Source organism: Ruegeria sp. YKSD179, from assembly GCF_059612885.1.
Genome location: NZ_JBXWRL010000006.1, coordinates 108,204 through 129,544, shown reverse-complemented (window position 1 = coordinate 129,544; position 21,341 = coordinate 108,204). Strand labels below are relative to the sequence as shown.

The following is a 21,341-nucleotide window of genomic DNA, read 5'->3' as shown; positions in this document are numbered from 1 at the left end:
GTCGGGTAAAGAAACCCTGAAGCCTAGTAATTGTAAGTCAAGCCGGTGCTAATCGCTTCGCGTAGTGAAACCTCAGCCCAGGTTCCTTCACCACCACGAGCCTTGATTTCGCGCCACTGTTCAATGGCCTGATCTGTCTTTCCTTCGGTAACAAACCCCTGGCCCATGTAGCTGCGCGCCAGAATGTTATTGGGGTTGGTTGAGATTGCGTTTTCGTAAAAGACGTTCGCAAGCTCAAGTTCACCTAATTTTCGGTAGGTAAAGCCCCAATAGGTTAGAACGCGGTCGTCATCCTGATCCATTATGCGAAGAATTTCCTGCGCGTGCTCGAACTGACCGTCGTAGGCCAATTCCCGAACCGCGTCGTATAGTTGATCATCTGTAAAGTTTGTTCTGTTTGGCTTTACGCACCGTCCCGCGGCTTCGTCGTAGACTCGACCAAATAGGCATTTCTTTGTCGTATTGGTGGGCTTTGGAGGATTACTGTCGCCACCCGCGGCATGCACGATTGGGGCAAAGGCAAACGCTTGGAATGCGATTGCAGAAGCTAGTACGAGACGCATTTTCCTACTCCGTTTTCTAGGCTGCTCGACATAACAATAGCGCGGTCTTCGAAAAATCTAACGTCGAACCGCCCCATATTATTCACGAGTAGGAAACTTTTCGTCAGCTGTTGACCAGTTTCACGCAAGTTTGAGCTTCGCTGTCCCAAATTGTACCGGGTGCGCAGGACTGATTTTGACTTGCATGGCCAGTGCATGCCAATCCGGCTGATGCTGTGACAAGCAGCGCGAAGCTGCAGAGTAGGGCGCGGATCATTGCGTTTCTCCCATTAGGAAATCCATGAGCACCATAGCTGAAAACAGCGATTCAGGCAAAGAAACTCAACCCGGGTCCGAAACACGGGCAGAGCCTTTCCAGAACAAATTGAATTCAGATGTTATTCTCCGAAAACGCGTTCGAATATCGTATCGACGTGTTTGGTGTGGTAACCCAAATCGAACTTTTCTTCGATCTCTTCTTTGGTGAGCGCAGCAGTGACTTCGGCATCGCCCAGCAATTCGGTTTTGAAGTCCTTGCCTTCTTCCCAAACCTTCATGGCGTTACGCTGGACAAGGCGATAAGCATCTTCTCTGCTGACGCCGGCTTGGGTAAGGGCCAATAGAACACGCTGGCTCATGACCAAACCACGAAACTTGTTCATGTTGGCCATCATGTTCTCAGGATAGATAACCAGCTTGTCTACGACGCTAGTCAGCCGCGACAGTGCGAAATCCAGCGTGATGGTGGCATCGGGGCCGATGTTTCGCTCGACCGAGCTATGGCTGATATCGCGTTCATGCCACAACGCCACGTTTTCCATGGCGGGAACCACAGCCATACGTACCAGTCGCGCCAGACCGGTCAGGTTTTCGGTCAGAACCGGGTTGCGTTTGTGCGGCATCGCGGACGAACCTTTTTGACCCTTTGAGAAGAACTCTTCGGCCTCGAGTACCTCGGTTCGCTGCATATGGCGGATTTCGATGGCGATGTTCTCGATGCTGCTGGCGATGACGCCTAGTGTGGCAAAGAAGGCAGCGTGGCGGTCGCGCGGGATTATCTGAGTACTGATTGGCTCGGGCACCAGACCTAGCTGGTCGCAGACATGTTCTTCGACACGCGGGTCGATATTGGCAAAGGTCCCAACCGCGCCGCTGATTGCGCCGGTGGCGATCTCGGCACGAGCATCGCGCATGCGGGACAAGTTGCGATCCATCTCGGCGTAAAACCGAGCGAAGGTCAGACCCATTGTTGTGGGTTCGGCGTGAATACCGTGGCTGCGGCCAATGCGTACAGTTTCCTTGTGTTCGTAAGCACGACATTTCAGCGCGGTCAATAATCCTTCAAGATCGGCAATGAGTATGTCTGCGGCACGGGTCAATTGCACGTTGAAGCATGTGTCCAAAACATCGGAACTGGTCATACCCTGATGCACGAAACGGGCTTCTTCGCTGCCGATGTGTTCGGCTAAGTGGGTAAGAAAAGCGATGACGTCGTGTTTGGTCACAGCCTCGATCTCGTCAATGCGGGCGACGTCGAAATCAACATCCTTTGCCTTCCACACTGTTTCGGCGTTTTCGCGCGGAATAACACCCAAATCTGCCATGGCGTCACATGCGTGAGCCTCGATTTCGTACCAAATCTGGAACTTGGTTTCCGGCGACCAAATGGCAACCATATCGGGGCGGGAATAACGTGGAATCATTGGCAGCGGCACCTTATTGTGTTTTGGCATGAGGCGATGCGGCGGGGTTTAAACCCGCTCAGCCAAAGGAACAAGGCGTGAGTGCAAAGATGAGACGGTTTGCCCTGATTTTGGGTCTTGTGCCCAGTTGGTTGGGGGCAGAAGAATTTAAAACTCTAACAGGTGACGAGATTCTGTCAGTGCTTTCCGGACAAAAGCTAAATTACGGTGAGGGAGCCTGGCAGATTTTTGATGAAACGATGTTGACCCAATATTTTTTTGGGCAGCCGTCCTCTGGTCGTTGGACAGTGCGCGAGGATCAATATTGTTCATTGTGGCCACCATCGGATTTGTGGGTTTGTTACGATGTGCTCCAAGCCGGCCAGACCATACGATTTGTTGATGACCGGGGTGGCGCCACCGACGGAGTCTTCGAATAGTGATTTTGCCAGGTAAAATTTCCGATTTTGCTGGTGAATGGATACTGTTCCGCACCATACGCGACGCAAAGGCTGGGCAGGTCGTCGAGGCAGATGGAACCGCACACCTGCGCCCTGATGGTAACGGGCTAATCTATGATGAAGAGGTTATCCTGCGAATCCCCGGTCAGAAGGAAATGAAAGGTACCCGGCGATATCTTTGGCGAGCAATCGGGGATAACATCGAAATCCAATTTGACGACGGTCGGTATTTTCATTCGCTGAACTTAGGTCTGCCAAATGCCTCTGACCATCACGATTGTCCACCTGACAGCTATGATGCGGCTTATGATTTTTCGGCTTGGCCAGTATGGTCAGTTAGATGGATTGTTTCCGGACCACGAAAATCCTATGAGATGGACACCAAATATAGGTTACGATAGCGTAATCATCTTGCAGCCGAGGCCCGAAACGGGCATTTCTGCAGCCGCAAAAAGTCCGAACACGGAGAAAAATGAAAATGAGTGCGAATGTTCTGGTCGAAGCAATCGGCCCGCGTGAGGGAACTGCGCTGCGTCTCAAACAAGTTGCCTTGGTTGCCCTGGGTATTTTGGCGCTTGCCATTGCCGCAAAAATCAAGGTTCCCATGTGGCCGGTTCCGATAACAATGGGCACTTTTGCCGTTCTGACCATTGGTACCGCGTATGGCGCCCGTTTGGGTCTGATCACAATGGTAGGTTATCTGCTGATTGGTGCGCTTGGCTTTGATGTTTTTGCCGGTTCTTCGGCTGAAAAATTTGGCCTGACCTATATGATGGGTGGCACTGGCGGTTATCTGGTTGGGTACCTTCTTGCGACAATCCTGCTGGGCGCGTTGGCCGCACGTGGTTGGGACCGCTCGGTTGGGAAGCTGGCATTAGCACTGTTTTTGGCAAATGTGGTCATTTATGTACCGGGCCTCTTGTGGCTTGGCCAGCTTTACGGCTGGGACAAACCGATTCTGGAATGGGGTTTGACACCTTTCCTTATTGGGGATGCGATCAAACTGGCTATGGCGGCGTTGTTGGTGCCCGCCCTCTGGAAACTTGTGGGTAGCGCCCGCACTTAACCAGCCAAGTTTTGCCAAACTTTAACCCGCGTCAGGAGGAACCCCGGCGCGGGTTTGTCGTTTTTGGCCAAAGCGAAGCTGGACAAACCCAGTTCGTACAGGCCAACCTGATATGGTGGAAATCATCAGGTTATTTTGATATGCGCGTTTTGTTTTCAAAGATATTTTTCATCTGTCTCGCGGTTTGGTTTGGCTGTGCGCTTCCCGCGGCTTCAGATACCCCCGTCACGTATACTGATCGTGGTCAAAAGTTGTTCCGATTTGTTGTTCCCGATTTCTGGGCTCTTCGTGTCGGCGGACCTCGGAGTATTGAGGATACGAATGTTGGCGATCCTCGAGCGGTTGCGCGTGTGATGGGTATGCGCCCAGTTACGGATGATGCGGTCTGGATGGGCTTCGTCTCACCCGACGGGGTAGAGACAATTGAGGACGGTGTTCAATACTTGCAGGACATTGACAAATTTCTGGTCAAGGACGCGAAGCTAACTGAAAGCGTCAGGCAATCGATTGGAGGATTGCCGGCGCAGGTGTTTCGCGGAACCGGTCGTAGGGATGGGCGCGGGGTGAACTTTACAGCAACTGTAATTGACCTTCCACGAGGCCGTGTAGCCGTAGCGGTAGCGGTTTTGCAGGATGGCGCTGATCCTGCCTACGTCGAAGACCTGAACGCGGTATTCGACTCTTTCCGAGCGATGCAGTGAGGATAAGTTTATGACATTTAAGATTGTTAAGCGGACTTTGCTGGCATTTGGCCTTGGGGCAACGGCACTTACCCTGTCGGCATGCGACGGTGTAACGGTTGGAGTGGGGTACGGGTACGATCCGTATTATGACTCAATGCTTTGGAATGACTACTATCGGCGCGATGTCGATGTCGACATTGATGTCGACCGACCGGACCGTCCGGATAGACCCGACCGGCCTGATAGGCCGACCAGACCAGACCGCCCTAAACCTCCGGCTGGTAAACCGCCATCGCGTCCGCGCCCACCTGCTGCAAGACCGCCGACAGCCAGACCACCGATACACCGTCCCGCACCGCGACGTTGAATACTCGGGTGCTTACCCAGAAGGCAAAAGCTCGGTCGTGATGTGAGCGGAACCTTCCAGTGTGCGGTGGACAGGGCATTTGTCGGCGATTTCCAGCAATTTGGCTTGTTGGTCCTTGGATAATGGCCCGGAAAGCCTGATTTTGCGGCGGAAGTGATCCACTTTGCCTTCGCTGGCCAGCCCTGCGTCCTGAGCGTGAACTTTGTTGTGGCAGACATCGACGGTTATTCCGTTCAGAGGCCAACCCTTGCGACGCGCATACATTCGGATCGTCATCGACGTGCATGCCCCCAACCCCGAAGATACAAAGCCATAAGGCGACATTCCTCGGTCTGTTCCGCCGTAAGAGATCGGTTCATCGGCCACCGCATGATGTCGCGGACCGGATTGAATATCTTGCAGGAATCCTTCTGGGTCTGCCTCAGTCACGCGTACTACTCCTTCGGGTGCGCCAGGAGGCGGGGCCGGAGGGTTCAGTTCAACGTATCGTGAGACCCATGCAGCGATGACATCAGCAGCGTATTCCGCGTCCGCCGCGCGAGTGATCAGGTGATCGGCGTCATCTAGCGTTACAAAACTCTTCGGATGTTTGGCCGCCAGATAAATCGTGCTGGCGTTGTTGATACTGACGGTTTCGTCCCGTGGTGCGTGGAGGATCAGCAACGCGGCACGAAGGTCGGCGATTGCGGGAATTAGGGCTGTTTCTGAAATATCGTCAACAAATGCTTTGCCGATACGAAACGGACGACCGCCAAGTGTCACCTCTGCTGCCCCTTGTCGTTGAATATCGGGCAGCGCATCTTCGAAATGGTGCGAGACATGACTGGGATCAGCCGGAGCGCCCAATGTAACGACCGCCTTGACTGACGGGATGTCCGCGCGAGCCCTAAGAACGGCAGCACCGCCGAGCGAGTGGCCGATCAGCAAGGCAGGTGCCATTTTCCTCCCGGTTAAGTATTTAGCTGCTGCGATCAAATCCTCGACGTTCGAGGTAAAGGTTGTATTGGCGAATTCTCCACCGGAATGGCCAAGGCCGGTGAAGTCAAAGCGCAAAACCGCAATTCCCATTGCCGCAAGCCGCGCAGAAATTCGCCTTGCGGCCGGAATGTCTTTGGAACAGGTAAAGCAATGAGCGAATAGAGCGGTTGCCAGTACGGGCCCATCAGGCAAATCAAGTCGCGCTGCAAGTTGGCTGCCGTCATGTCCGGCAAAGGTGATGCGTTCCGTGGGCATGGCGGCTCCTTCAGCTACTTAGGGTCCTCCAATACTGTGTGCATCAACGTTCTGTCTCAACCCATGTGTCAGAAGCGTCACGGTAAGGTGAGCATGTGAGTGAAAGTGGAACATGCTTCAAATCGCTCAAGCGAAAACAATGTAATCGCGGATGTTCCAATTATTTTCTTTATTTTCGGTTTCTCAGAAGTGCATTTTGATCAACATAGGCCAAAGAGTGAAGTCACCGGCGTCGAACATGCCGAATCCGCGATTGAGGGCTGGCACGGCAATGTGATGCAGTCCGGGTCGTCGCGCTGAGCTGATAATTCAAGCTAATCCCATCAGGGCACTATCAAACGGGTATTTGGTCAGGTTTTCATAGCCGTACTCGGTAATCAAAACCTGATCTTCCAACTTGATCGAAAAATCCCCGCCTACTTCACCAACAGCTGCCTCGACGCACAATACCATCCCGGGTTCCAATGGGTAATCATAAGCACCTTCGACCGCTTTGTCTGGGTAAGCCACCAGCGGCCACTCGTCACACAATCCGACGCCGTGCATCAGGCAGCCATATTTTTGGGCCTGATATTTGTCGTCAAGCTTGTGCGCGTTGGCCGTCAACTCGGGGATTGTTACTCCGGGTTTGAGCATTTCCATGTTGGTCATGATGTGTTCATGCGCATGCTGCATGGCATAAATCATATCTGGGCGTGGCTTCTGATCTCCAATCCACCAAGTCCTAGAAATATCTACACAAATACCATAACAGCCGATCAAATCGGTATCGAACGCTACAATCTCGTTCCGCTGCGTGATGCGTGGGCCGCATTCTTGAAACCAAGGGTTTGTGCGCTGTCCCGATGCCAACAACCGGGTCTCGATCCATTCACCGCCGCGGCGTATATTTTCGGCATGCAGGACGGCCCAGATGTCATCCTCAGACGTTTTGCCGTCACCCACATTTGCTCGGGCAAAATTTTCCATCGCTGCAACTGCCGACTCGCAAGCGTGGCTCGCACAGCGCATTGCGAGTATTTCGTCTGCGCCCTTTATGGCGCGGGTCTTTTCGGTGACCTCCTCGCCATCCATAATTTCAAAATCTTGGGCCTCAAGAGCGCGAAGGCCGTGCAACATTATCTTGTCCACACCCAACCTTTTATTACCGCCGGCATGTTCTTCAATAAGAACGCGCACTTCGTTTGAGAACACGTCTGCAGCCACATCAATTTTGTCACCACGGTCGAAATAAAACAGGTCCGCACCTGAACGCTGTTCGCGCACCAGCGGGTTGAAGGTCGTCAGGAACGGAGAGTTTTTGTAGTCCCAAATCACCATGTGACCGTCTGCACACAACAGAACAGCCCGGAATGGGTTATGGGTGTTCCAAAGCTGCATATTGGTGCTGTCGGTGGCATACCGGATGTTCAGCGGATCAAACAGTAAAAGCCCACCATAGCCGCGATCCACAATCGCTTTGGTCAGACGCGTCCAGCGAAATTGGCGCATTCTTTCTAGGTTAGGCAAACTCAGTCCTGCCCCCGCCCATTCGTCAAACGCAAGTTGGGTTGGGCCGATCTCTATCCGGTCATTGTCATTGGGGGAGCCGTCGCCCAGTGTGGCTCCGCGCGTCGGGTCAATCTTACGGCTTTCACGATAAGGTATATTCACGTTTTGCCTCCCTGCTTTAAATTTCAGATTGATGCGCCCAAGACGTTGCGTCGCAATGATTTGCGACTGTCGTCACGTCGCTTTTGGACCGACATATCCTGACCCGGGTGATACATGGAGCCAATGAACATTATTTTGCAGGAAAACATACCCTACGATCCACTGGCCCCTAACCCCCTGCCTGGGATCAAACCTGCCAGCATGGAAGACTGGCTGCAACGAGATGACGCTTTTGACGCGCAAATGGCATATCGAAGCAACTTGTTGGCGGAAAGACCTGACGAAGTATTGGCAATGGATCAAATGGCACTAGCCCCTGCACAAGAGCTTTTGGAGCTAGTGTTGGAGCACGCTTACAAAGGCCAGCGAGATAATGTCGTGAGGCCTGATGGCCAGGGTATAAATGTCGAGCGCGAGAGACCGCTGGAAACGCTTTGCAACCTTGTTCAAGAGGATCTGTGCATATTGCAGAAAATTGGAAATGAGCACGTTTTGACCGGAGCCATTTTGTGTTTCCCTGCGAGTTGGAGGTTATCCGAGAAATTCATGCGTCCGCTGATCACCATTCATGAACGCATTGACCCCTATGATTCCAATGTCGCACGTCGCGTCCAAAGGTTATTTGATGGCATAAAACCTGACCGCCCTTTGTGGAGATTCAACGCGCTTTGGTATGATGACGCCCAGTTGTTTCAACCGCGCAGTATACAGAACCCACGTGAGGTCCGCAGTCGCGGAAATGCGAAATACCTGCGTAGTGAAAGGCAGACATTGTTGCGGCTGCCCAATTCGCGGGCGGTTGTATTCTCTATCCACACCTATGTTTTGGCCGTGGAACGCCTGCTGGAAATGGAAAACCCCGCCGAATAGCGGGGCCTTCCTAGGAGGGTCTTTGGTGGTCTTTTACATTCCTATGGCGCTTGCTACACCGGCAAATGCATTTGTCGCATTCAGAGCGAATATCGCAACGGTCAGTGACAGAACCTGAGTGCTTAGACGAAAATCTTCACCGCGAATAAGGTTCACGGCCGCCAAAGAAATGGCGACGGGACCCGAAATGCTGGCAATTGCCCCTGTCATGCCCCAACTAGTCAATCTAAGTATGTCGCTTGGGATTTCATCCGTCTCGGGGGTCGCGTTTTCGCTGTATGCCTCCGCTGTCGGTTTTGTATCTTCGCGGAATGCGAGGCTTAGTAACTGCTCATCAGTTAGTTTGATTGGGCGTGCTGTAGATTCAGATTGATCGATATCGCCATCGTCAGATAGGTCAAGACCTGTAAACTGTCCCGAGATAGCATCAAAAGCTTTCTTACGATCCCGCGGCTTGCGCGGCGCGATGGAATCGAAGGCACTCATGAATTGCTCGACGGTAAGCACTGTATTGGGTGACAGCCATTCGATCCGCAAGGTCGAACAAATGTCAACCATACGATATTGTATTACTACCAGCATAAGCTCTGAAATTTCACTGTCATCCATCAGGTCCGAAACCGGACAGATCGTTATTGTCAAACGGTTTGGCGGCAGTGTCGTGCTTTTTCGACTGATCGTTTTCAGGCCTACAGTTCTATCAAGAGTTTCATAACGGTCGCATGCGACTTCCTCTTTGACCTCCAAAGTCAAGCGAACCAAATACTGGCTGGTTACAATGCTCGCTTCTTGCGGGCTTAGTAACTTCTTGCGCTCAATAAGGTGCCCGTAATCCTGCAACGTAGTTGCCGCGATATGACCGAACCGCTCCAGCGCGCCATCCGGCTTGCCGTTGAATTGAAGACCACCATGGTAACTGCGCTTTGCCGTCACAGCGTGTTCCTTTTAAGTACAGGTTCCGAAATCAATTTTACGCATTGATCTGGGATGAATTTTGACGGAACGGAAAAAAACCAAGAATTCCGGAGTATTGATTACGCTTTGGAAACCAAGCAGCTATGAGGTCGATTAAATCTGTGTGGCGAGAATGTGGCCAAAATTCGGTTGTTTAGTCGCGCCGTTCCTCTGAGGTCAGTTGTCGATTCGCCAACCCATTATCGCGATGGATTGTTGATAAACCGAAGCTGCGTTCCACTGTTGTATAACGGCGAAATTCGGCTCTCCTGGTTGGTAGCCGCGGCCTGGTTTCCAGCCTTTCTTGCGCAAGAAGTTGGCGGTCGAGGCCAGAGAGTCAGTCATATTGTAAAAGTCCACCCTACCATCGCCGGTTGCGTCCACACCGTAGGTTAACGCATTGCCAGGCAAGAACTGGGTGTGCCCCAACTCGCCATGTTTTGCCCCTTTTGTCGCCACCGTGATGCTGCCATTGTCGACCAACTTTAAGGCACCGATAGCGTGCGGAATGAAAAACTCGGATCGTCGGCAGTCATAGGCCAAAGTGGTTATGGCGGAAACGACTTGACTGTCTCCCATGAAATTTCCAAACCCGGTTTCCATGCCGTGTATTGCGATAAGTACACCAGCCGGGACGCCATATTGCCGTTCCAACGCAGCGTAGAACTGTGGATTGCGTGCTTTGCGCTGACGTCCTTGGGCGACAATTGTGCTCGCGCCACGCACTTGCATGAATTTGTCCAAAGAATACTTGAAGCTCTTTTGGTTTCGGTCTGCAGCAATTGTGCGATTGGCGTATTGAGTTTGAGCCAGAGCTTGCAGCCCTTTTTTCTTAACTCCAGCGCGTTTCGCGGTTTTGGCAAAATCGGCTTTCCACGCCTCGAAACCGGCGCTTGTGTTTCCGCAAGGTGCAGTATGACCTATCGCGGGCAGTGATAATGCAATGGCTGTTATAAGAACAGTGCGCAGCATGAAGTTAAACCTGTCCAACAATTGACGAGCTCAGAGTAGGCCGCAAAATCAAAACCGCAATTCCTTTAACTCTTATCAATAAAGATCCAACTCACCTGTTTCTTTTAAGTGTTCGAACCATTCATCCGGAGTAGCTTTGATTTTGGCGTGTTTGACCATCATCGCGTTCATGTTGGGTAGATGCGAAGAGTCCGGCCATTCGCCTGGTTCCCACAGGTGAGAACGGATCACACATTTGGGACAATGTGCAAACACTGTCTGCACGTGTACGAGCATGGCAAGTTTGGGAATGTGTCCATCAACTGACATATCGTTCAATAACTTTTTGTCAGTGCACAGTTTGGCGGTTCCACGTATGCGCAGTGTTTCCATCTTGCCGGGAACTATGAATATCAAGCTGACTCGTGGATCATTTAGAATATTGTGAAATGTGTCCACTCTCTTGTTGCCCGGACGGTCAGGCAAGGCGATAAGATTGTCCGTTAGGACGTGTACAAATCCTGCCGGATCGCCACGTGGTGAGATGTCCAGATAACCGGATGGGTTGGCTGAAGCGATCAGGCAAAAGGGCGATGCGGTAATGAAGTCCCGGCACATCTGATCCAGCGAAGTCAATTCTTTGGCGATAATTTGAGGCAAAGGTTTGCCACAAATGCTCTCCAACTGGTCTGCGGAAGTCACTAAATTTGAGTATCCGGAAAAAGGTGAAGTGCTAGTTGGCATGCTGTTTCTCCGACCGGTTACCATTGTGAAAGTCTGAAAGATTAGGCGCGATGGGTCAAACCCAGCTTGCTCAACAAAAAAAAGGGCGCCAACACGGGCGCCCTTTCGATTATAACATTACCGCTCTGATCAGCAGCTATAGTACATTCCGTATTCAACCGGATGCGGGGTGTGCTCGTAGGTCTCAACTTCTTCCATCTTCAGAGCGATGTAGCCATCGATCTGGTCTTTTGTGAACACGTCGCCCTGAAGCAGGAAGTCGTGATCTGATGCAAGAGCTTCCAGAGCTTCGCGAAGCGAACCGCAAACTGTTGGGATGTCGGCCAGTTCTTCTGCCGGAAGATCGTACAGGTTTTTGTCCATCGCTTCACCCGGGTCGATCTTGTTCTTAATACCGTCCAAGCCAGCCATCAGCAGAGCGGAAAACGCCAGATAAGGGTTGGCCGCCGGATCAGGGAAGCGAGCCTCAACGCGCTTGGCTTTAGGGCTTTCAGTCCATGGAATACGAACACAGCCCGAGCGGTTGCGGGCCGAGTAAGCGCGCAGAACGGGAGCCTCAAAGCCAGGGATTAGACGCTTGTAGCTGTTGGTCGACGGGTTGGTGAAAGCGTTAAGGGTTTTGGCGTGCTTGAGAATGCCGCCAATGAACCACAGCGCCTCGTCCGAAAGATCTGCGTATTTGTCACCGGCGAACAGCGGCTTACCGTCTTTCCAGATTGACATGTTGCAGTGCATGCCGGTTCCGTTGTCACCAGCAATCGGTTTCGGCATGAAAGTGGCTGATTTGCCGTAGGCGTGCGCCACGTTGTGAATGACGTATTTGTACTTCTGAAGTTCGTCTGCCTGACGGGTCAGACTGTCAAAAATCAGGCCGAGTTCGTGCTGACAAGACGCAACCTCGTGGTGGTGCTTGTCAACCTTCATGCCCAGACGCTTCATGGTGCTGAGCATTTCTGAGCGAAGATCCTGGCTCTCGTCGACGGGGTTGACAGGGAAGTAACCACCCTTAACGCCCGGACGGTGACCCATGTTGCCCATTTCGTATTCGGTGTCGGTGTTCCATGACGCGTCAGTTGCATCAACTTCGTATGATACTTTATTGATACTGTTGGAGAAACGAACATCGTCAAACAAGAAGAACTCGGCCTCAGGCCCAAAGTATGCGACGTCACCAACACCCGAAGATTTCAGGTAGGCTTCGGCTTTTTCCGCTGTGCCACGTGGGTCACGCTCATAAGCCTCGCCGGTGTCAGGTTCCACGACCGAGCAATGAAGGCAGATTGTTTTTTCAGCATAGAACGGATCGACATATACGCTTTCAGTGTCCGGCATCAATTTCATGTCGGATGCTTCGATCGACTTCCAGCCCGCGATGGACGAGCCGTCAAACATAAAGCCTTCTTCCAGAAAGTCTTCGTCGACCTGATCGGCCATGACGGTCACGTGCTGAAGCTTGCCGCGCGGATCGGTAAAGCGGATGTCGACATATTCGGCATCCTCATCCCTGATCAGCTGAAGAACTGCGTCCTTGCTCATTCTAATATTCCTCTGATTTGCAGATTTGACTTTTAAAGCGCGTCCGAGCCGGTTTCCCCGGTTCTGATGCGAATGGCTTGTTCAACCGGCGAGACAAAAATTTTGCCGTCGCCAATTTTGTCGGTTTTTGCTGCCGAAACGATAGCGTCGATCGCAGCGTCAACTTGATCATCGTCCAGAACGACCTCGACCTTTACTTTGGGGAGGAAGTCGACGACGTATTCGGCGCCTCTGTAAAGCTCGGTATGACCTTTCTGACGACCGAAACCCTTGACTTCGATCACGCTTAGGCCTTGCACGCCCACGTCCTGCAATGCCTCTTTAACTTCGTCCAGTTTGAACGGCTTGATGATCGCTTCGATCTTTTTCATCCCGGCTTACCTCGCATGGTTGTCAGAAGTGGACTGATCACGTCTAAGATCGGGCGGCAATCCGAATGCAATATTCGGCTAAATCGGAACGGGCAAAAAGGGGTAGTCGGTTAAATTTTGACCGAATTGCACAAAAAGTAATCGAAATTGAATCGCGAGGGTGAAGGATGATTGAATTGCTGACAGCGGGGCAGATGCGGACCATCGAACAGACAGCAATTGCTTCAGGTCAGGTTTCGGGGCTTGAATTAATGGAGCGCGCCGGACAGGGCGTTGTCGACGCAATTTTTGAAAAGTGGCCGGATCTGAAGCAGGTGCCAACTTTGTTAGCCTCTGAAGTAACTGGACCAGATCATCTTAGTTCGTCGCGCGCTGTGGTTCTTTCTGGTCCAGGGAATAATGGCGGCGATGGTTTCGTTGTGGCCCGAATTTTGCGTCAGCTTGGTTGGGAAGTTGACGTTTATCTTTTTGGAGATCCAAGAAAGTTACCCCCAGATGCACGAACAAATTATGATCGGTGGACAGAAGATGGTGCGGTCACGAATGTTACTGAATTCTCCGCGACTATTCCGACAGACGCTCCGACTTTAATTTTGGATGCGCTGTTTGGAACTGGGCTGGTTCGGCCAATTGATGGTTTGCTTGCGGATGTCGTTGCCTGCATCGATAACCAACGAAATCAAAGCAAATCCAGAGTTGTCGCGATCGACATCCCTTCCGGCTTGTGTTCGGACAGCGGTAAAGCGCTTGGGGCGTGTGTCACTGCGGATCTGACTATATCGTTTCACCGGGGCAAACGAGGCCATTATCTTGAGCGCGGCCCTTCACGATCAGGTTGCCTTGTTGTCAAAGGGATTGGGCTGGATACGCAAGGGCAGGCGCCTTTCGAAAACACTGCTTCGCTTTTAGTGAGTGCCCCCGCGGGAGATCTTGGAAAAGGAGTTGATTTAAATAAGTATTCCTTTGGTCACGCGCTTGTTCTTTCGGGTGGGCCCGGTAAAACGGGGGCGGCGCGTCTGGCCGCTAGGGGGGCATTGCGTATTGGTGCCGGGCTGGTAACGCTGGCCACTCCTCTGGCGGCACAGACAGAGGTTGCGGCGCAGATCACATCCATAATGCTTAGTTCGGTCGAAGGTGGCAGTGACTTGTCTGATACACTTTTGGACAAGCGACTTAATTCCCTCTGCCTGGGTCCTGGAATGGGGATACAACGCGCGAATGATCTTGTCCCTATTGCGTTGGCTGCCAAACGTGCGACCGTCTTGGACGCCGATGCCATCACAGCTTTTGTCGAAAACCCGTCGAACTTGTTCAAGCAGCTACATGAACGCTGCGTGCTGACCCCCCATGGCGGAGAGTTTGCAAGATTGTTTCCGGACATCGCAGAAAAGCTGGCGGCGAAACCTGTGAGCGGCCCAGCATATTCAAAAGTAGATGCGACATGCGAAGCTGCCAAAAGGGCGGGGTGCGTGGTTCTGTTCAAAGGACCGGACACTGTGATTGCCGCGCCGGATGGGCGGAGTGCAGTTAACTCTGCCCACTACGAACGATCCGTGCCCTGGCTGGCGACAGCGGGTTCGGGCGACGTGTTGGCCGGGTTCATAGCGGGTTTGTTGGCCAGAGGCTTCGAACCGCTTAAAGCCGCAGAAACAGCAGCGTGGATGCACGTCGAGTGCGCGCGCCTTTTCGGACCGGGTTTGATCGCCGAAGACCTTCCCGAGCATTTGCCCAAGGTCTTTCAGCATTTGAGCTCCTGAAGCTTGCGCGGAAAATGGCCGCTTTTGCCCAATTTCGGCGAAATTTAGCCGGTCTTGGTCGCAAAGTCGTAAATATGCATGTCAAACTTTTGATTGACGCAGGGCTGAGTGGCAGACTTGGATTTGCAGTTCCGATGTTCTGCGGGGCTGTGTGAACAAGGTGTTGATATAACTGTTATTTTCTATCTGCTCATTTTTTGGTTGAAAGCACGACTTCCGGATCTGAACAGGTTGGATCAATTCGCTTAGGCGCTGTCACATAAAATCAGCACATTGTCAGTATCCAAAACCAAAACGTTAATGGTGGTTAAAATGACAGTGACATTGAGAAAACCCTCGGTTGCCGCGCTTCTAGTCGTTAGTACGGCGATCCCCGCCGCCGCTGAATTGAAGTACGACAACAATAGTGGCGGCTATGTTGAGTTATATGGACAATTCAACCCAGCAATTGTTTCGGTCGAAGATGGCGAGGAAACCGAAACACGTTTGCTGGACAATGACTTGTCGAACAGCCGCGTCGGGCTGTTCTTATTTCAGCCCTACGGCAGCAACGAGTTTACTTTCCGCTTCGAAGCCGGTCTGGGTTTGCCAAGTACTGCGACGGCCAATCAGGACGGTACGAACACCAACGGATGGACACGCGAAGATATTCGGCACATAGATTTCGCTTTGAAGGGCGGATACGGAAAGTTTTCGGCCGGTCAAGGTAGCATGGCCTCTGACGGAGCGGCTGAGGTTGACCTGTCTTATGTCGGCACGGCTTTGTATTCTTTCACGAACGATGAAAACGGTGCTTTCTTCTATCGTGAACCGGATGGAGTGCTAAGTGACATTACGGTGGGCGACTCGGCAAGTAACTTCGACGGCGGGCGCCGAGGCCGAATTCGTTATGACACTCCCGATTTTAATGGCTTTTCGGCCGCTATTGCCTATGGCCAGAACATCCTGTCCAGCAGCGACGATGATGACTATTACGACATCGCAGTTAGGTACAAAAACACGTTTTCCGGCGGTGTCGAGTTTGCTGCGTCCTTGGCTTATGCCGTGCGGGACTTTGACGATGGTTCGGGCGAGCGAAAGGATACGATCGGGTCGGCATCGGTTCTGTTTCCAAGCGGCTTCAGTTTTACAGCTGCCTTGGGATCACGCGATGATACAGCCGACGGAGCCAGCGACCCGGACTATTGGTACGCTAAGCTAGCTTACGAAGGCGACTGGGTTTCGTGGGGTAAAACCGGCGTTGGTATCGACTATTTCGATGGATCGGATTTCGAGAATGACGGTTCCAGCACCAAGTCGTGGGGTATCGCAGTGGTGCAACGCATCGACAGCATCAACACTGATGCCTACCTGAAATACCGTAACCATGACTTTGACGACACGGTTGATTTTGACAAAAACGAAGCATGGGTTTTGGGCGCGCGTTGGCGTTTTTAGTCCGGTTTGCTTGCGATGCCCCGCATTGAAGGTGAATAGGCACCTTTTTATAGGCTTTTACGTGGGCAAAAATGGGTTGATTTGGGCTTTGCCCCTTGCACGCAGGCTGCATGGCAAATAGAAGGCGTCAAATTTGCCTGGCGCGCCGTTTTGCGCGCCCCGAATCCTATGGGGAATACCATAATGCAGGTTACCGAGACGCTGAACGATGGTCTGAAACGCGGCTACAATATCGTAGTATCCGCAGCCGAGCTGGACGATAAGGTCAACGAAAAACTGACTGAAGCGCAGCCGGAAATCGAGATGAAGGGTTTCCGCAAAGGCAAGGTGCCGATGGCGCTGTTGAAAAAACAGTTTGGTCAGCGCTTGTTGGGCGAAGCAATGCAGGAAACCATTGACGGAGCGATGAACAAACACTTCGAAGACAGTGGCGAGCGCCCCGCGTTGCAGCCCGAGGTCAAAATGACCAACGAGGACTGGAAAGAAGGCGACGATGTCGAGGTCGCAATGTCCTACGAAGCGTTACCGGAAATCCCTGATGTGGACCTGAAGTCGGTTGATCTGGAAAAGTTGGTGGTCAAAGCAGATGACGCGGCAGTTGAAGAGGCGCTGAGCAATCTGGCCGAGACTGCTCAGGATTTCAAAGCGCGACGCAAAGGCTCGAAAGCCAAAGATGGCGATCAAATCGTATTTGATTTTGTTGGCAAGGTTGATGGGGAAGAATTCGAAGGCGGATCAGCCGAAGACTATCCGCTGGTGCTGGGATCCAACAGTTTCATCCCTGGCTTCGAAGAGCAGCTGGTCGGCGTAAAAGCCGAAGAGGAGAAGGAGGTAAATGTCACCTTCCCTGCCGAATACGGAGCCGAGCACTTGGCAGGTAAGGATGCCGTTTTTTCCTGCACGATCAAAGAAGTCAAAGAACCGGTTGCTGCCGAAGTCAATGATGAGTTAGCCAAGAAATTCGGTGCCGAAGACCTGGCTGCGCTGAAAACTCAGATATCCGAGCGTTTGGAGGCCGAATATGCTGGCGCATCGCGTGCGGTGATGAAGCGTGCATTGCTGGATGCGCTGGACACCAAAGTCGCGTTCGACTTGCCGCCGTCATTAGTCGAAGCAGAGGCCAAACAAATCGCGCATCAGCTTTGGCACGAGGAAAATCCCGACGTCGAAGGCCACGATCACGATCCAATCGAGCCAACAGACGAACACACCAAACTGGCCGAGCGCCGTGTGCGTCTGGGGCTGTTGTTGGCTGAACTGGGCCAGAAAGCGGAAGTTGAGGTAACCGACGCTGAAATGACGCAAGCGATCATGAACCAAGCGCGTCAGTACCCGGGTCAAGAACGTCAGTTTTTTGAGTTCGTGCAACAGAACGCTCAGATGCAGCAACAGCTACGCGCGCCACTGTTTGAGGACAAGGTTGTCGACTATGTCTTTGAGCTGGCAAACGTCGAAGATAAAGAAGTCAGCAAAGACGACTTGCAAAAAGCTGTCGAGGCGCTCGAAGAGGAATAGTCCTTTTTGTTACGTTTCCTGACAAATCTCAATTCGGAGCCGCCTTAACAAAGGCGGCTCCGAGATGGGGCTTTTGTTCAAAGAAAGCAAGTGAGTCAAGCTTCATGAACAAAAGCACGAGGGTTTCGAAGCAAAACAGTTTTTCGCTCGGCTGAAAATCCTGTCGCCAAAGCTGTTACGAGCCTAAAAACATCCTGACGCTCACTATCAGTGTTCGACGCGTTTAATTGTTCCAGAAAGTATCTTTCAAGATCGGTAATTGGTTTACGATCTTGATTTGCCGGTAAATGTTTCGCGGGGATTTTGGCATTTAAAAGCTCCAATGCGGTTTGCTTCGCAATAAAAACATCACCGTGAATACCGGCAAACTCGCGAACTGCCGATATCCTTTCTTCGGTGCAATCCAACAAAGCCGCCAAGGCGGAAACTTTGCCCATCGGAACCGTCCTGCCAACGTAATCGTAGGGCGCGCAATTTGAACGTTTTAGTACGCGGTCCATAACCGGGTCGATCACCGTAATGATGTCGCTGATACCCGCGCTGCGGGCATATTCAAGCGATCCGATCATCAATTCACACGATGCGTATGAGACCGAGTTCTTACCCTTGCTACGGGTTAATCGATTTGTGTCGACGCAAAAGCGGGTAGATTCCCAAAGTGTCGCGCTGCGAATGGGTGCCTGACCGTCCATGATCGCAGAAAAAACATCTGCCAGCATGTGTGGGCCAGTTGTTTGAAGAGCTCGAACAGCCGCGACGACATTTCCTCCGTCGTCCAGCCCTATTACATATGCCGGATCCAAATGATCAAATTCGTCAATTTCTCGGCCGTTTTCGATTTTGACATCCCAACCAAGGCGCCCTCCAAACACTCGGGCTCGTAGCCTGAACATGTCATCTAGTACATCTCTGAACTGATGTCGGTTTAACCCGTCAACTACCAAGATCATAGTTTCCCCCAAAGAGTGGTGTGTCGGTAACCAATGGTTCACCCTTTCTCACACTGAATCTATTAGGGGTTTCCCGTAGTTTGCCGCATTTCGGGGGCTTATCCTGGGTAGATTAAGCCGATTCCAATGGCACGACCTACCGCTTGCGGGGTGGTTAACGCATTAAGCTTTCGCCGTGCAGAACGCAAGTGAACTTCAACCGTACGATGAGAAATAGATAAGATATCGCCGATGTCCTGTTGGGATTTTCCAGCGGCTGACCATTGAAGAATCTCCAGTTCCCGATTGGACAAAGAAGGCTGGTACAACATCCGGCTTACCGTGTCGGACGACATAACGTTGTCGTGTATATGAACTGCAAGGGATTGCAGATCCGTTATCACGTTGCCAATCAGTTTTTTCCATTCTTCCGGAGAGCAATTACGCGTGGCACTCAGTAGGCCGATGTCGCCGTAAGGACCCCGAACGGGAATTGTAACCCCCTGATCAGGTATTCCAAAGTCATGTGCGTCGCTAAAAACGCGTTGAAAGTCCTTGCCTCTTTCCAAACGACTCCAATCTACGGGTGCGATACTTCGCTGCGCCCTGTGGAGAGTCGGGTCTATCAAGTGCAGGCCGTGCTCTTGATAGTGAACCTTCCATTCGTCGCTGTATGTCACGTGGCCATGGATCGAACCCGCTGCGGGATTGATACCGGCATACGCCGCATGATCCATTTCGTATTTCTCGCACACCTTTTTGAGAAACTCATCGTACTGAGCGTCCTCATCCGGCAGAGTGCTGAGATCGACTATTTCCATGTATCAATGACCCATCGTCCCGCGCGTCAGCGGCCACCTCCTTAGGGTTGAAAGGCCCCCTAACTTACCTAGCGTCATGCAAGACTTCACGCTTCCCAAATTATGACAAGAAGATGGGGCAATTGTGTGTCATTTTGGGCGGAAAACGCGGATGTCGCAGGTTTTACGTGTGGAAGTCGAGTATTTTGAGCGATTTCATGCCGTTTTTGCGAAATTCAGAGGCTAGGATATTGTGCGCCCAAATGGAAACTGAGCTGGAAATGCACTAATTTGCCTCGGGAACGAGGCCTGTTTCAACAAGCATTCCTCTCTTTTTCGCCTCAGGGTAGTATCCCTTGGCGTATAAGAAAATCGCGCGTTGCTGATCCCCATCAGACAAAAGCCAAGCGCCTCGCAGATACTTTCCGGCAAATTCAAGGTTTGTGTCAGCGTCCAACAGCCCTTGGGCGTTGCCTGTGTAGCCCATGGAACGCGCCGTTGCCGGCAGAATTTGCAGTAACCCGTAATAGGGGCGGTTCACTGCCCAAGGCCGGTGGGTGCTTTCACGTATCGCGAGTTTGTGGAGCAGTTCTCTTGGCATCGCGTAATGATCAGCCCATTTGTTGATGGAAGCACGGAGTTCTGGCGTCTCGTTCGGGTAAAGTGGAGGTTCATAAAATTCAGCGTTGCGGGTTGGCGTATCCGGACCACCGCAGGCGGCCAGGGGTGCGGCCGACAACAAGATAAGAACATTACGACGCAGAAGATTTGTCATATGATTGCTCCAAAACTCAGGCGCGAATGATATTGATCGGATTAGGGACTGCAACCTTACGCTGGAAATGCGGCCAAATTTTGCTGGCTGACATCAGTACGGAAAAAGGGCCGCGCAAGTCGCACGACCCTTGGGTGTTAAAAATCAAAAGCTTTAGGCTTTAGCTTTGTCTTCCTCCGCCGGAGCTTCTTCAGTAATAAGCTCTTCGTCCTCTGAGGCGGCTGAGCCGATGTCGTCAAACAGTTCTGCAATTTCGAACTCAGCGGCGGCCTCTTCTTCGGCAGCCAATTCTTGAATCGATTTTCCAGAGGCTTGCAGTTCGGCTTCTTCCTCCGAACGGGCAACGTTCATCTTGATCTCGACTTCGACTTCGGGATGCAATCTGACGGCAACCGAATGAAGGCCCAGTTCTTTGATCGGCGCGACCAAAGCAACTTGTTTCTTGTCGACAGTGAAACCTGCCTCGGTTGCGGCTTCGGCCGCGTCCCGGGGCGTAACGGATCCGTAGAGAGCGCCAGCATCAGAAGCGGAACGAATGACCACAAATTGCTGACCATCCAGCTTTTCGGCCAGAGCTTCAGCTTCTTTCTTGGTTTCTAGGTTATTAGCTTCGAGTTGCGCTTTTCTGGCTTCGAATGAGGCGATGTTTGCCTCAGACGCACTCAGCGCTTTGCCTTGGGGCAACAGAAAGTTGCGGGCAAATCCCGGTTTGACGTCGACGACGTCGCCCATCTGCCCCAGTTTCGCAACGCGTTCCAAAAGGATAACTTGCATGTCAGTCTCTCCTTACTTCACGGCGTATGGCAGCAGGGCGAGAAAGCGTGCGCGCTTGATCGCGCGTGCGAGTTCGCGCTGCTTCTTCGCCGAAACGGCAGTAATGCGCGAAGGAACGATCTTGCCACGCTCAGAGATGTAGCGCTGTAGCAAGCGGGTGTCCTTGTAGTCGATTTTCGGCGCATTTTCACCCGAGAACGGGCAGACCTTGCGGCGGCGGAAAAATGGTTTTGCGGCCATG

23 protein-coding genes are annotated in these 21,341 nt (G+C 52.1%); 9 read left to right on the top strand and 14 right to left on the bottom strand.

Annotated elements, in window-relative coordinates; all coding sequences use genetic code 11:
- Positions 1-23: 23 nt before the first annotated feature.
- Both AC2FNE_RS05560 and purB read right to left on the bottom strand, forming a co-directional pair.
- Positions 24-563 (bottom strand): tetratricopeptide repeat protein, encoded by a 540-nt coding sequence (locus AC2FNE_RS05560; RefSeq protein ID WP_170472793.1) that lies wholly within the window; start codon positions 561-563, stop codon positions 24-26.
- A gap of 377 nt (positions 564-940) precedes the next feature.
- Complete coding sequence (gene purB, locus AC2FNE_RS05555; RefSeq protein ID WP_496804928.1) at positions 941-2,245, bottom strand: adenylosuccinate lyase; 1,305 nt, start codon at positions 2,243-2,245, stop codon at positions 941-943.
- 89 nt (positions 2,246-2,334) lie between these two features.
- Between purB and AC2FNE_RS05550 the strand changes: the two genes are divergently transcribed.
- The 5 genes from AC2FNE_RS05550 to AC2FNE_RS05530 all read left to right on the top strand — a co-directional run bounded on the left by AC2FNE_RS05550 (position 2,335) and on the right by AC2FNE_RS05530 (position 4,801).
- Entirely contained in the window at positions 2,335-2,664 is a 330-nt protein-coding gene (locus AC2FNE_RS05550) for a hypothetical protein (RefSeq protein WP_170605175.1), read from the top strand.
- Positions 2,664-3,086 carry a DUF6314 family protein gene (locus tag AC2FNE_RS05545; RefSeq protein ID WP_170605177.1) on the top strand — a complete coding sequence of 141 codons (423 nt, stop codon included), beginning with the start codon at positions 2,664-2,666 and terminating at the stop codon, positions 3,084-3,086. Before AC2FNE_RS05550 ends, AC2FNE_RS05545 begins: the two co-directional genes overlap by 1 nt.
- Positions 3,087-3,163: 77 nt before the next feature.
- On the top strand, positions 3,164-3,751 hold the full coding sequence (locus AC2FNE_RS05540; protein ID WP_170605179.1) for a biotin transporter BioY: 588 nt from the start codon (positions 3,164-3,166) through the stop codon (positions 3,749-3,751).
- Positions 3,752-3,762: 11 nt separating this feature from the next.
- The gene (locus AC2FNE_RS05535; protein ID WP_254442494.1) at positions 3,763-4,452 is read left to right on the top strand and encodes a hypothetical protein; all 690 of its coding nucleotides are present in this window, start codon (positions 3,763-3,765) and stop codon (positions 4,450-4,452) included.
- 10 nt (positions 4,453-4,462) lie between these two features.
- Positions 4,463-4,801: a hypothetical protein gene (locus AC2FNE_RS05530; RefSeq protein ID WP_170472782.1), complete on the top strand. Its 339-nt coding sequence runs from the start codon at positions 4,463-4,465 to the stop codon at positions 4,799-4,801.
- Between the two features lie 12 nt (positions 4,802-4,813).
- Here the strand turns inward: AC2FNE_RS05530 and AC2FNE_RS05525 are convergent, their stop codons facing one another.
- The gene (locus AC2FNE_RS05525; protein WP_496804927.1) at positions 4,814-6,034 is read right to left on the bottom strand and encodes a bifunctional alpha/beta hydrolase/OsmC family protein; all 1,221 of its coding nucleotides are present in this window, start codon (positions 6,032-6,034) and stop codon (positions 4,814-4,816) included.
- Positions 6,035-6,343: 309 nt separating this feature from the next.
- A complete protein-coding gene (gene dddP, locus AC2FNE_RS05520; RefSeq protein WP_496804926.1) occupies positions 6,344-7,687 on the bottom strand; it encodes a dimethylsulfonioproprionate lyase DddP in 1,344 nt (447 codons plus the stop codon).
- Between the two features lie 123 nt (positions 7,688-7,810).
- On the opposite strand from dddP, the gene AC2FNE_RS05515 reads away from it, so the two are divergent.
- The gene (locus AC2FNE_RS05515; RefSeq protein ID WP_496804925.1) at positions 7,811-8,557 is read left to right on the top strand and encodes a heme-dependent oxidative N-demethylase family protein; all 747 of its coding nucleotides are present in this window, start codon (positions 7,811-7,813) and stop codon (positions 8,555-8,557) included.
- A 33-nt stretch (positions 8,558-8,590) separates the two neighbouring features.
- Here the strand turns inward: AC2FNE_RS05515 and AC2FNE_RS05510 are convergent, their stop codons facing one another.
- From AC2FNE_RS05510 to AC2FNE_RS05490, 5 genes are all read right to left on the bottom strand, one after another.
- The gene (locus tag AC2FNE_RS05510) at positions 8,591-9,490 is read right to left on the bottom strand and encodes a hypothetical protein (protein WP_496804924.1); all 900 of its coding nucleotides are present in this window, start codon (positions 9,488-9,490) and stop codon (positions 8,591-8,593) included.
- 198 nt (positions 9,491-9,688) lie between these two features.
- Complete coding sequence (locus AC2FNE_RS05505; RefSeq protein ID WP_170605328.1) at positions 9,689-10,483, bottom strand: lytic murein transglycosylase; 795 nt, start codon at positions 10,481-10,483, stop codon at positions 9,689-9,691.
- Between the two features lie 75 nt (positions 10,484-10,558).
- Positions 10,559-11,206: an MSMEG_1061 family FMN-dependent PPOX-type flavoprotein gene (locus AC2FNE_RS05500; protein ID WP_170605189.1), complete on the bottom strand. Its 648-nt coding sequence runs from the start codon at positions 11,204-11,206 to the stop codon at positions 10,559-10,561.
- 129 nt (positions 11,207-11,335) lie between these two features.
- Positions 11,336-12,742, bottom strand: coding sequence for a type I glutamate--ammonia ligase (glnA, locus tag AC2FNE_RS05495; protein WP_170472762.1), 1,407 nt, complete (start codon positions 12,740-12,742; stop codon positions 11,336-11,338).
- Positions 12,743-12,774: 32 nt separating this feature from the next.
- Positions 12,775-13,113, bottom strand: coding sequence for a P-II family nitrogen regulator (locus tag AC2FNE_RS05490; protein WP_170472761.1), 339 nt, complete (start codon positions 13,111-13,113; stop codon positions 12,775-12,777).
- A 167-nt stretch (positions 13,114-13,280) separates the two neighbouring features.
- Here AC2FNE_RS05490 and AC2FNE_RS05485 point away from each other — a divergent pair, with 167 nt between their 5' ends.
- The 3 genes from AC2FNE_RS05485 (at position 13,281) to tig (ending at position 17,822) form a co-directional block, all read left to right on the top strand.
- Positions 13,281-14,870 (top strand): NAD(P)H-hydrate dehydratase, encoded by a 1,590-nt coding sequence (locus tag AC2FNE_RS05485; protein ID WP_496804923.1) that lies wholly within the window; start codon positions 13,281-13,283, stop codon positions 14,868-14,870.
- A gap of 312 nt (positions 14,871-15,182) precedes the next feature.
- A complete protein-coding gene (locus AC2FNE_RS05480; RefSeq protein WP_170605193.1) occupies positions 15,183-16,307 on the top strand; it encodes a porin in 1,125 nt (374 codons plus the stop codon).
- 183 nt (positions 16,308-16,490) lie between these two features.
- A complete protein-coding gene (gene tig, locus AC2FNE_RS05475; protein ID WP_170475298.1) occupies positions 16,491-17,822 on the top strand; it encodes a trigger factor in 1,332 nt (443 codons plus the stop codon).
- Between the two features lie 95 nt (positions 17,823-17,917).
- Here the strand turns inward: tig and AC2FNE_RS05470 are convergent, their stop codons facing one another.
- The 5 genes from AC2FNE_RS05470 to rpsR form a co-directional block, all read right to left on the bottom strand.
- Positions 17,918-18,772 carry an acyl-homoserine-lactone synthase gene (locus tag AC2FNE_RS05470; protein ID WP_496804922.1) on the bottom strand — a complete coding sequence of 285 codons (855 nt, stop codon included), beginning with the start codon at positions 18,770-18,772 and terminating at the stop codon, positions 17,918-17,920.
- A 98-nt stretch (positions 18,773-18,870) separates the two neighbouring features.
- Complete coding sequence (locus AC2FNE_RS05465; protein WP_170605196.1) at positions 18,871-19,572, bottom strand: autoinducer binding domain-containing protein; 702 nt, start codon at positions 19,570-19,572, stop codon at positions 18,871-18,873.
- A 265-nt stretch (positions 19,573-19,837) separates the two neighbouring features.
- Positions 19,838-20,326 carry a lytic transglycosylase domain-containing protein gene (locus AC2FNE_RS05460; protein ID WP_170605198.1) on the bottom strand — a complete coding sequence of 163 codons (489 nt, stop codon included), beginning with the start codon at positions 20,324-20,326 and terminating at the stop codon, positions 19,838-19,840.
- A 153-nt stretch (positions 20,327-20,479) separates the two neighbouring features.
- Complete coding sequence (rplI, locus tag AC2FNE_RS05455) at positions 20,480-21,100, bottom strand: 50S ribosomal protein L9 (protein WP_496804921.1); 621 nt, start codon at positions 21,098-21,100, stop codon at positions 20,480-20,482.
- 12 nt (positions 21,101-21,112) lie between these two features.
- A complete protein-coding gene (rpsR, locus tag AC2FNE_RS05450; protein ID WP_005608650.1) occupies positions 21,113-21,340 on the bottom strand; it encodes a 30S ribosomal protein S18 in 228 nt (75 codons plus the stop codon).
- Between the last annotated feature and the right edge of the window lies 1 nt (position 21,341).

Bases quoted from the DNA above. Each gene is read 5' to 3' on its own strand.
- AC2FNE_RS05560 (WP_170472793.1), bottom strand. From the start codon at position 563: ATGCGTCTCGTACTAGCTTCTGCAATCGCATTCCAAGCGTTTGCCTTT.
- AC2FNE_RS05470 (WP_496804922.1), bottom strand. From the start codon at position 18,772: ATGATCTTGGTAGTTGACGGGTTAAACCGACATCAGTTCAGAGATGTA.
- AC2FNE_RS05505 (WP_170605328.1), bottom strand. From the start codon at position 10,483: ATGCTGCGCACTGTTCTTATAACAGCCATTGCATTATCACTGCCCGCG.
- AC2FNE_RS05500 (WP_170605189.1), bottom strand. From the start codon at position 11,206: ATGCCAACTAGCACTTCACCTTTTTCCGGATACTCAAATTTAGTGACT.
- AC2FNE_RS05515 (WP_496804925.1), top strand. From the start codon at position 7,811: ATGAACATTATTTTGCAGGAAAACATACCCTACGATCCACTGGCCCCT.
- AC2FNE_RS05490 (WP_170472761.1), bottom strand. From the start codon at position 13,113: ATGAAAAAGATCGAAGCGATCATCAAGCCGTTCAAACTGGACGAAGTT.
- rplI (WP_496804921.1), bottom strand. From the start codon at position 21,100: ATGCAAGTTATCCTTTTGGAACGCGTTGCGAAACTGGGGCAGATGGGC.
- AC2FNE_RS05485 (WP_496804923.1), top strand. From the start codon at position 13,281: ATGATTGAATTGCTGACAGCGGGGCAGATGCGGACCATCGAACAGACA.
- AC2FNE_RS05480 (WP_170605193.1), top strand. From the start codon at position 15,183: ATGACAGTGACATTGAGAAAACCCTCGGTTGCCGCGCTTCTAGTCGTT.
- purB (WP_496804928.1), bottom strand. From the start codon at position 2,245: ATGATTCCACGTTATTCCCGCCCCGATATGGTTGCCATTTGGTCGCCG.
- AC2FNE_RS05460 (WP_170605198.1), bottom strand. From the start codon at position 20,326: ATGACAAATCTTCTGCGTCGTAATGTTCTTATCTTGTTGTCGGCCGCA.
- rpsR (WP_005608650.1), bottom strand. From the start codon at position 21,340: ATGGCCGCAAAACCATTTTTCCGCCGCCGCAAGGTCTGCCCGTTCTCG.
- AC2FNE_RS05550 (WP_170605175.1), top strand. From the start codon at position 2,335: ATGAGACGGTTTGCCCTGATTTTGGGTCTTGTGCCCAGTTGGTTGGGG.
- tig (WP_170475298.1), top strand. From the start codon at position 16,491: ATGCAGGTTACCGAGACGCTGAACGATGGTCTGAAACGCGGCTACAAT.
- glnA (WP_170472762.1), bottom strand. From the start codon at position 12,742: ATGAGCAAGGACGCAGTTCTTCAGCTGATCAGGGATGAGGATGCCGAA.
- AC2FNE_RS05465 (WP_170605196.1), bottom strand. From the start codon at position 19,572: ATGGAAATAGTCGATCTCAGCACTCTGCCGGATGAGGACGCTCAGTAC.
- AC2FNE_RS05540 (WP_170605179.1), top strand. From the start codon at position 3,164: ATGAGTGCGAATGTTCTGGTCGAAGCAATCGGCCCGCGTGAGGGAACT.
- AC2FNE_RS05525 (WP_496804927.1), bottom strand. From the start codon at position 6,034: ATGCCCACGGAACGCATCACCTTTGCCGGACATGACGGCAGCCAACTT.
- AC2FNE_RS05530 (WP_170472782.1), top strand. From the start codon at position 4,463: ATGACATTTAAGATTGTTAAGCGGACTTTGCTGGCATTTGGCCTTGGG.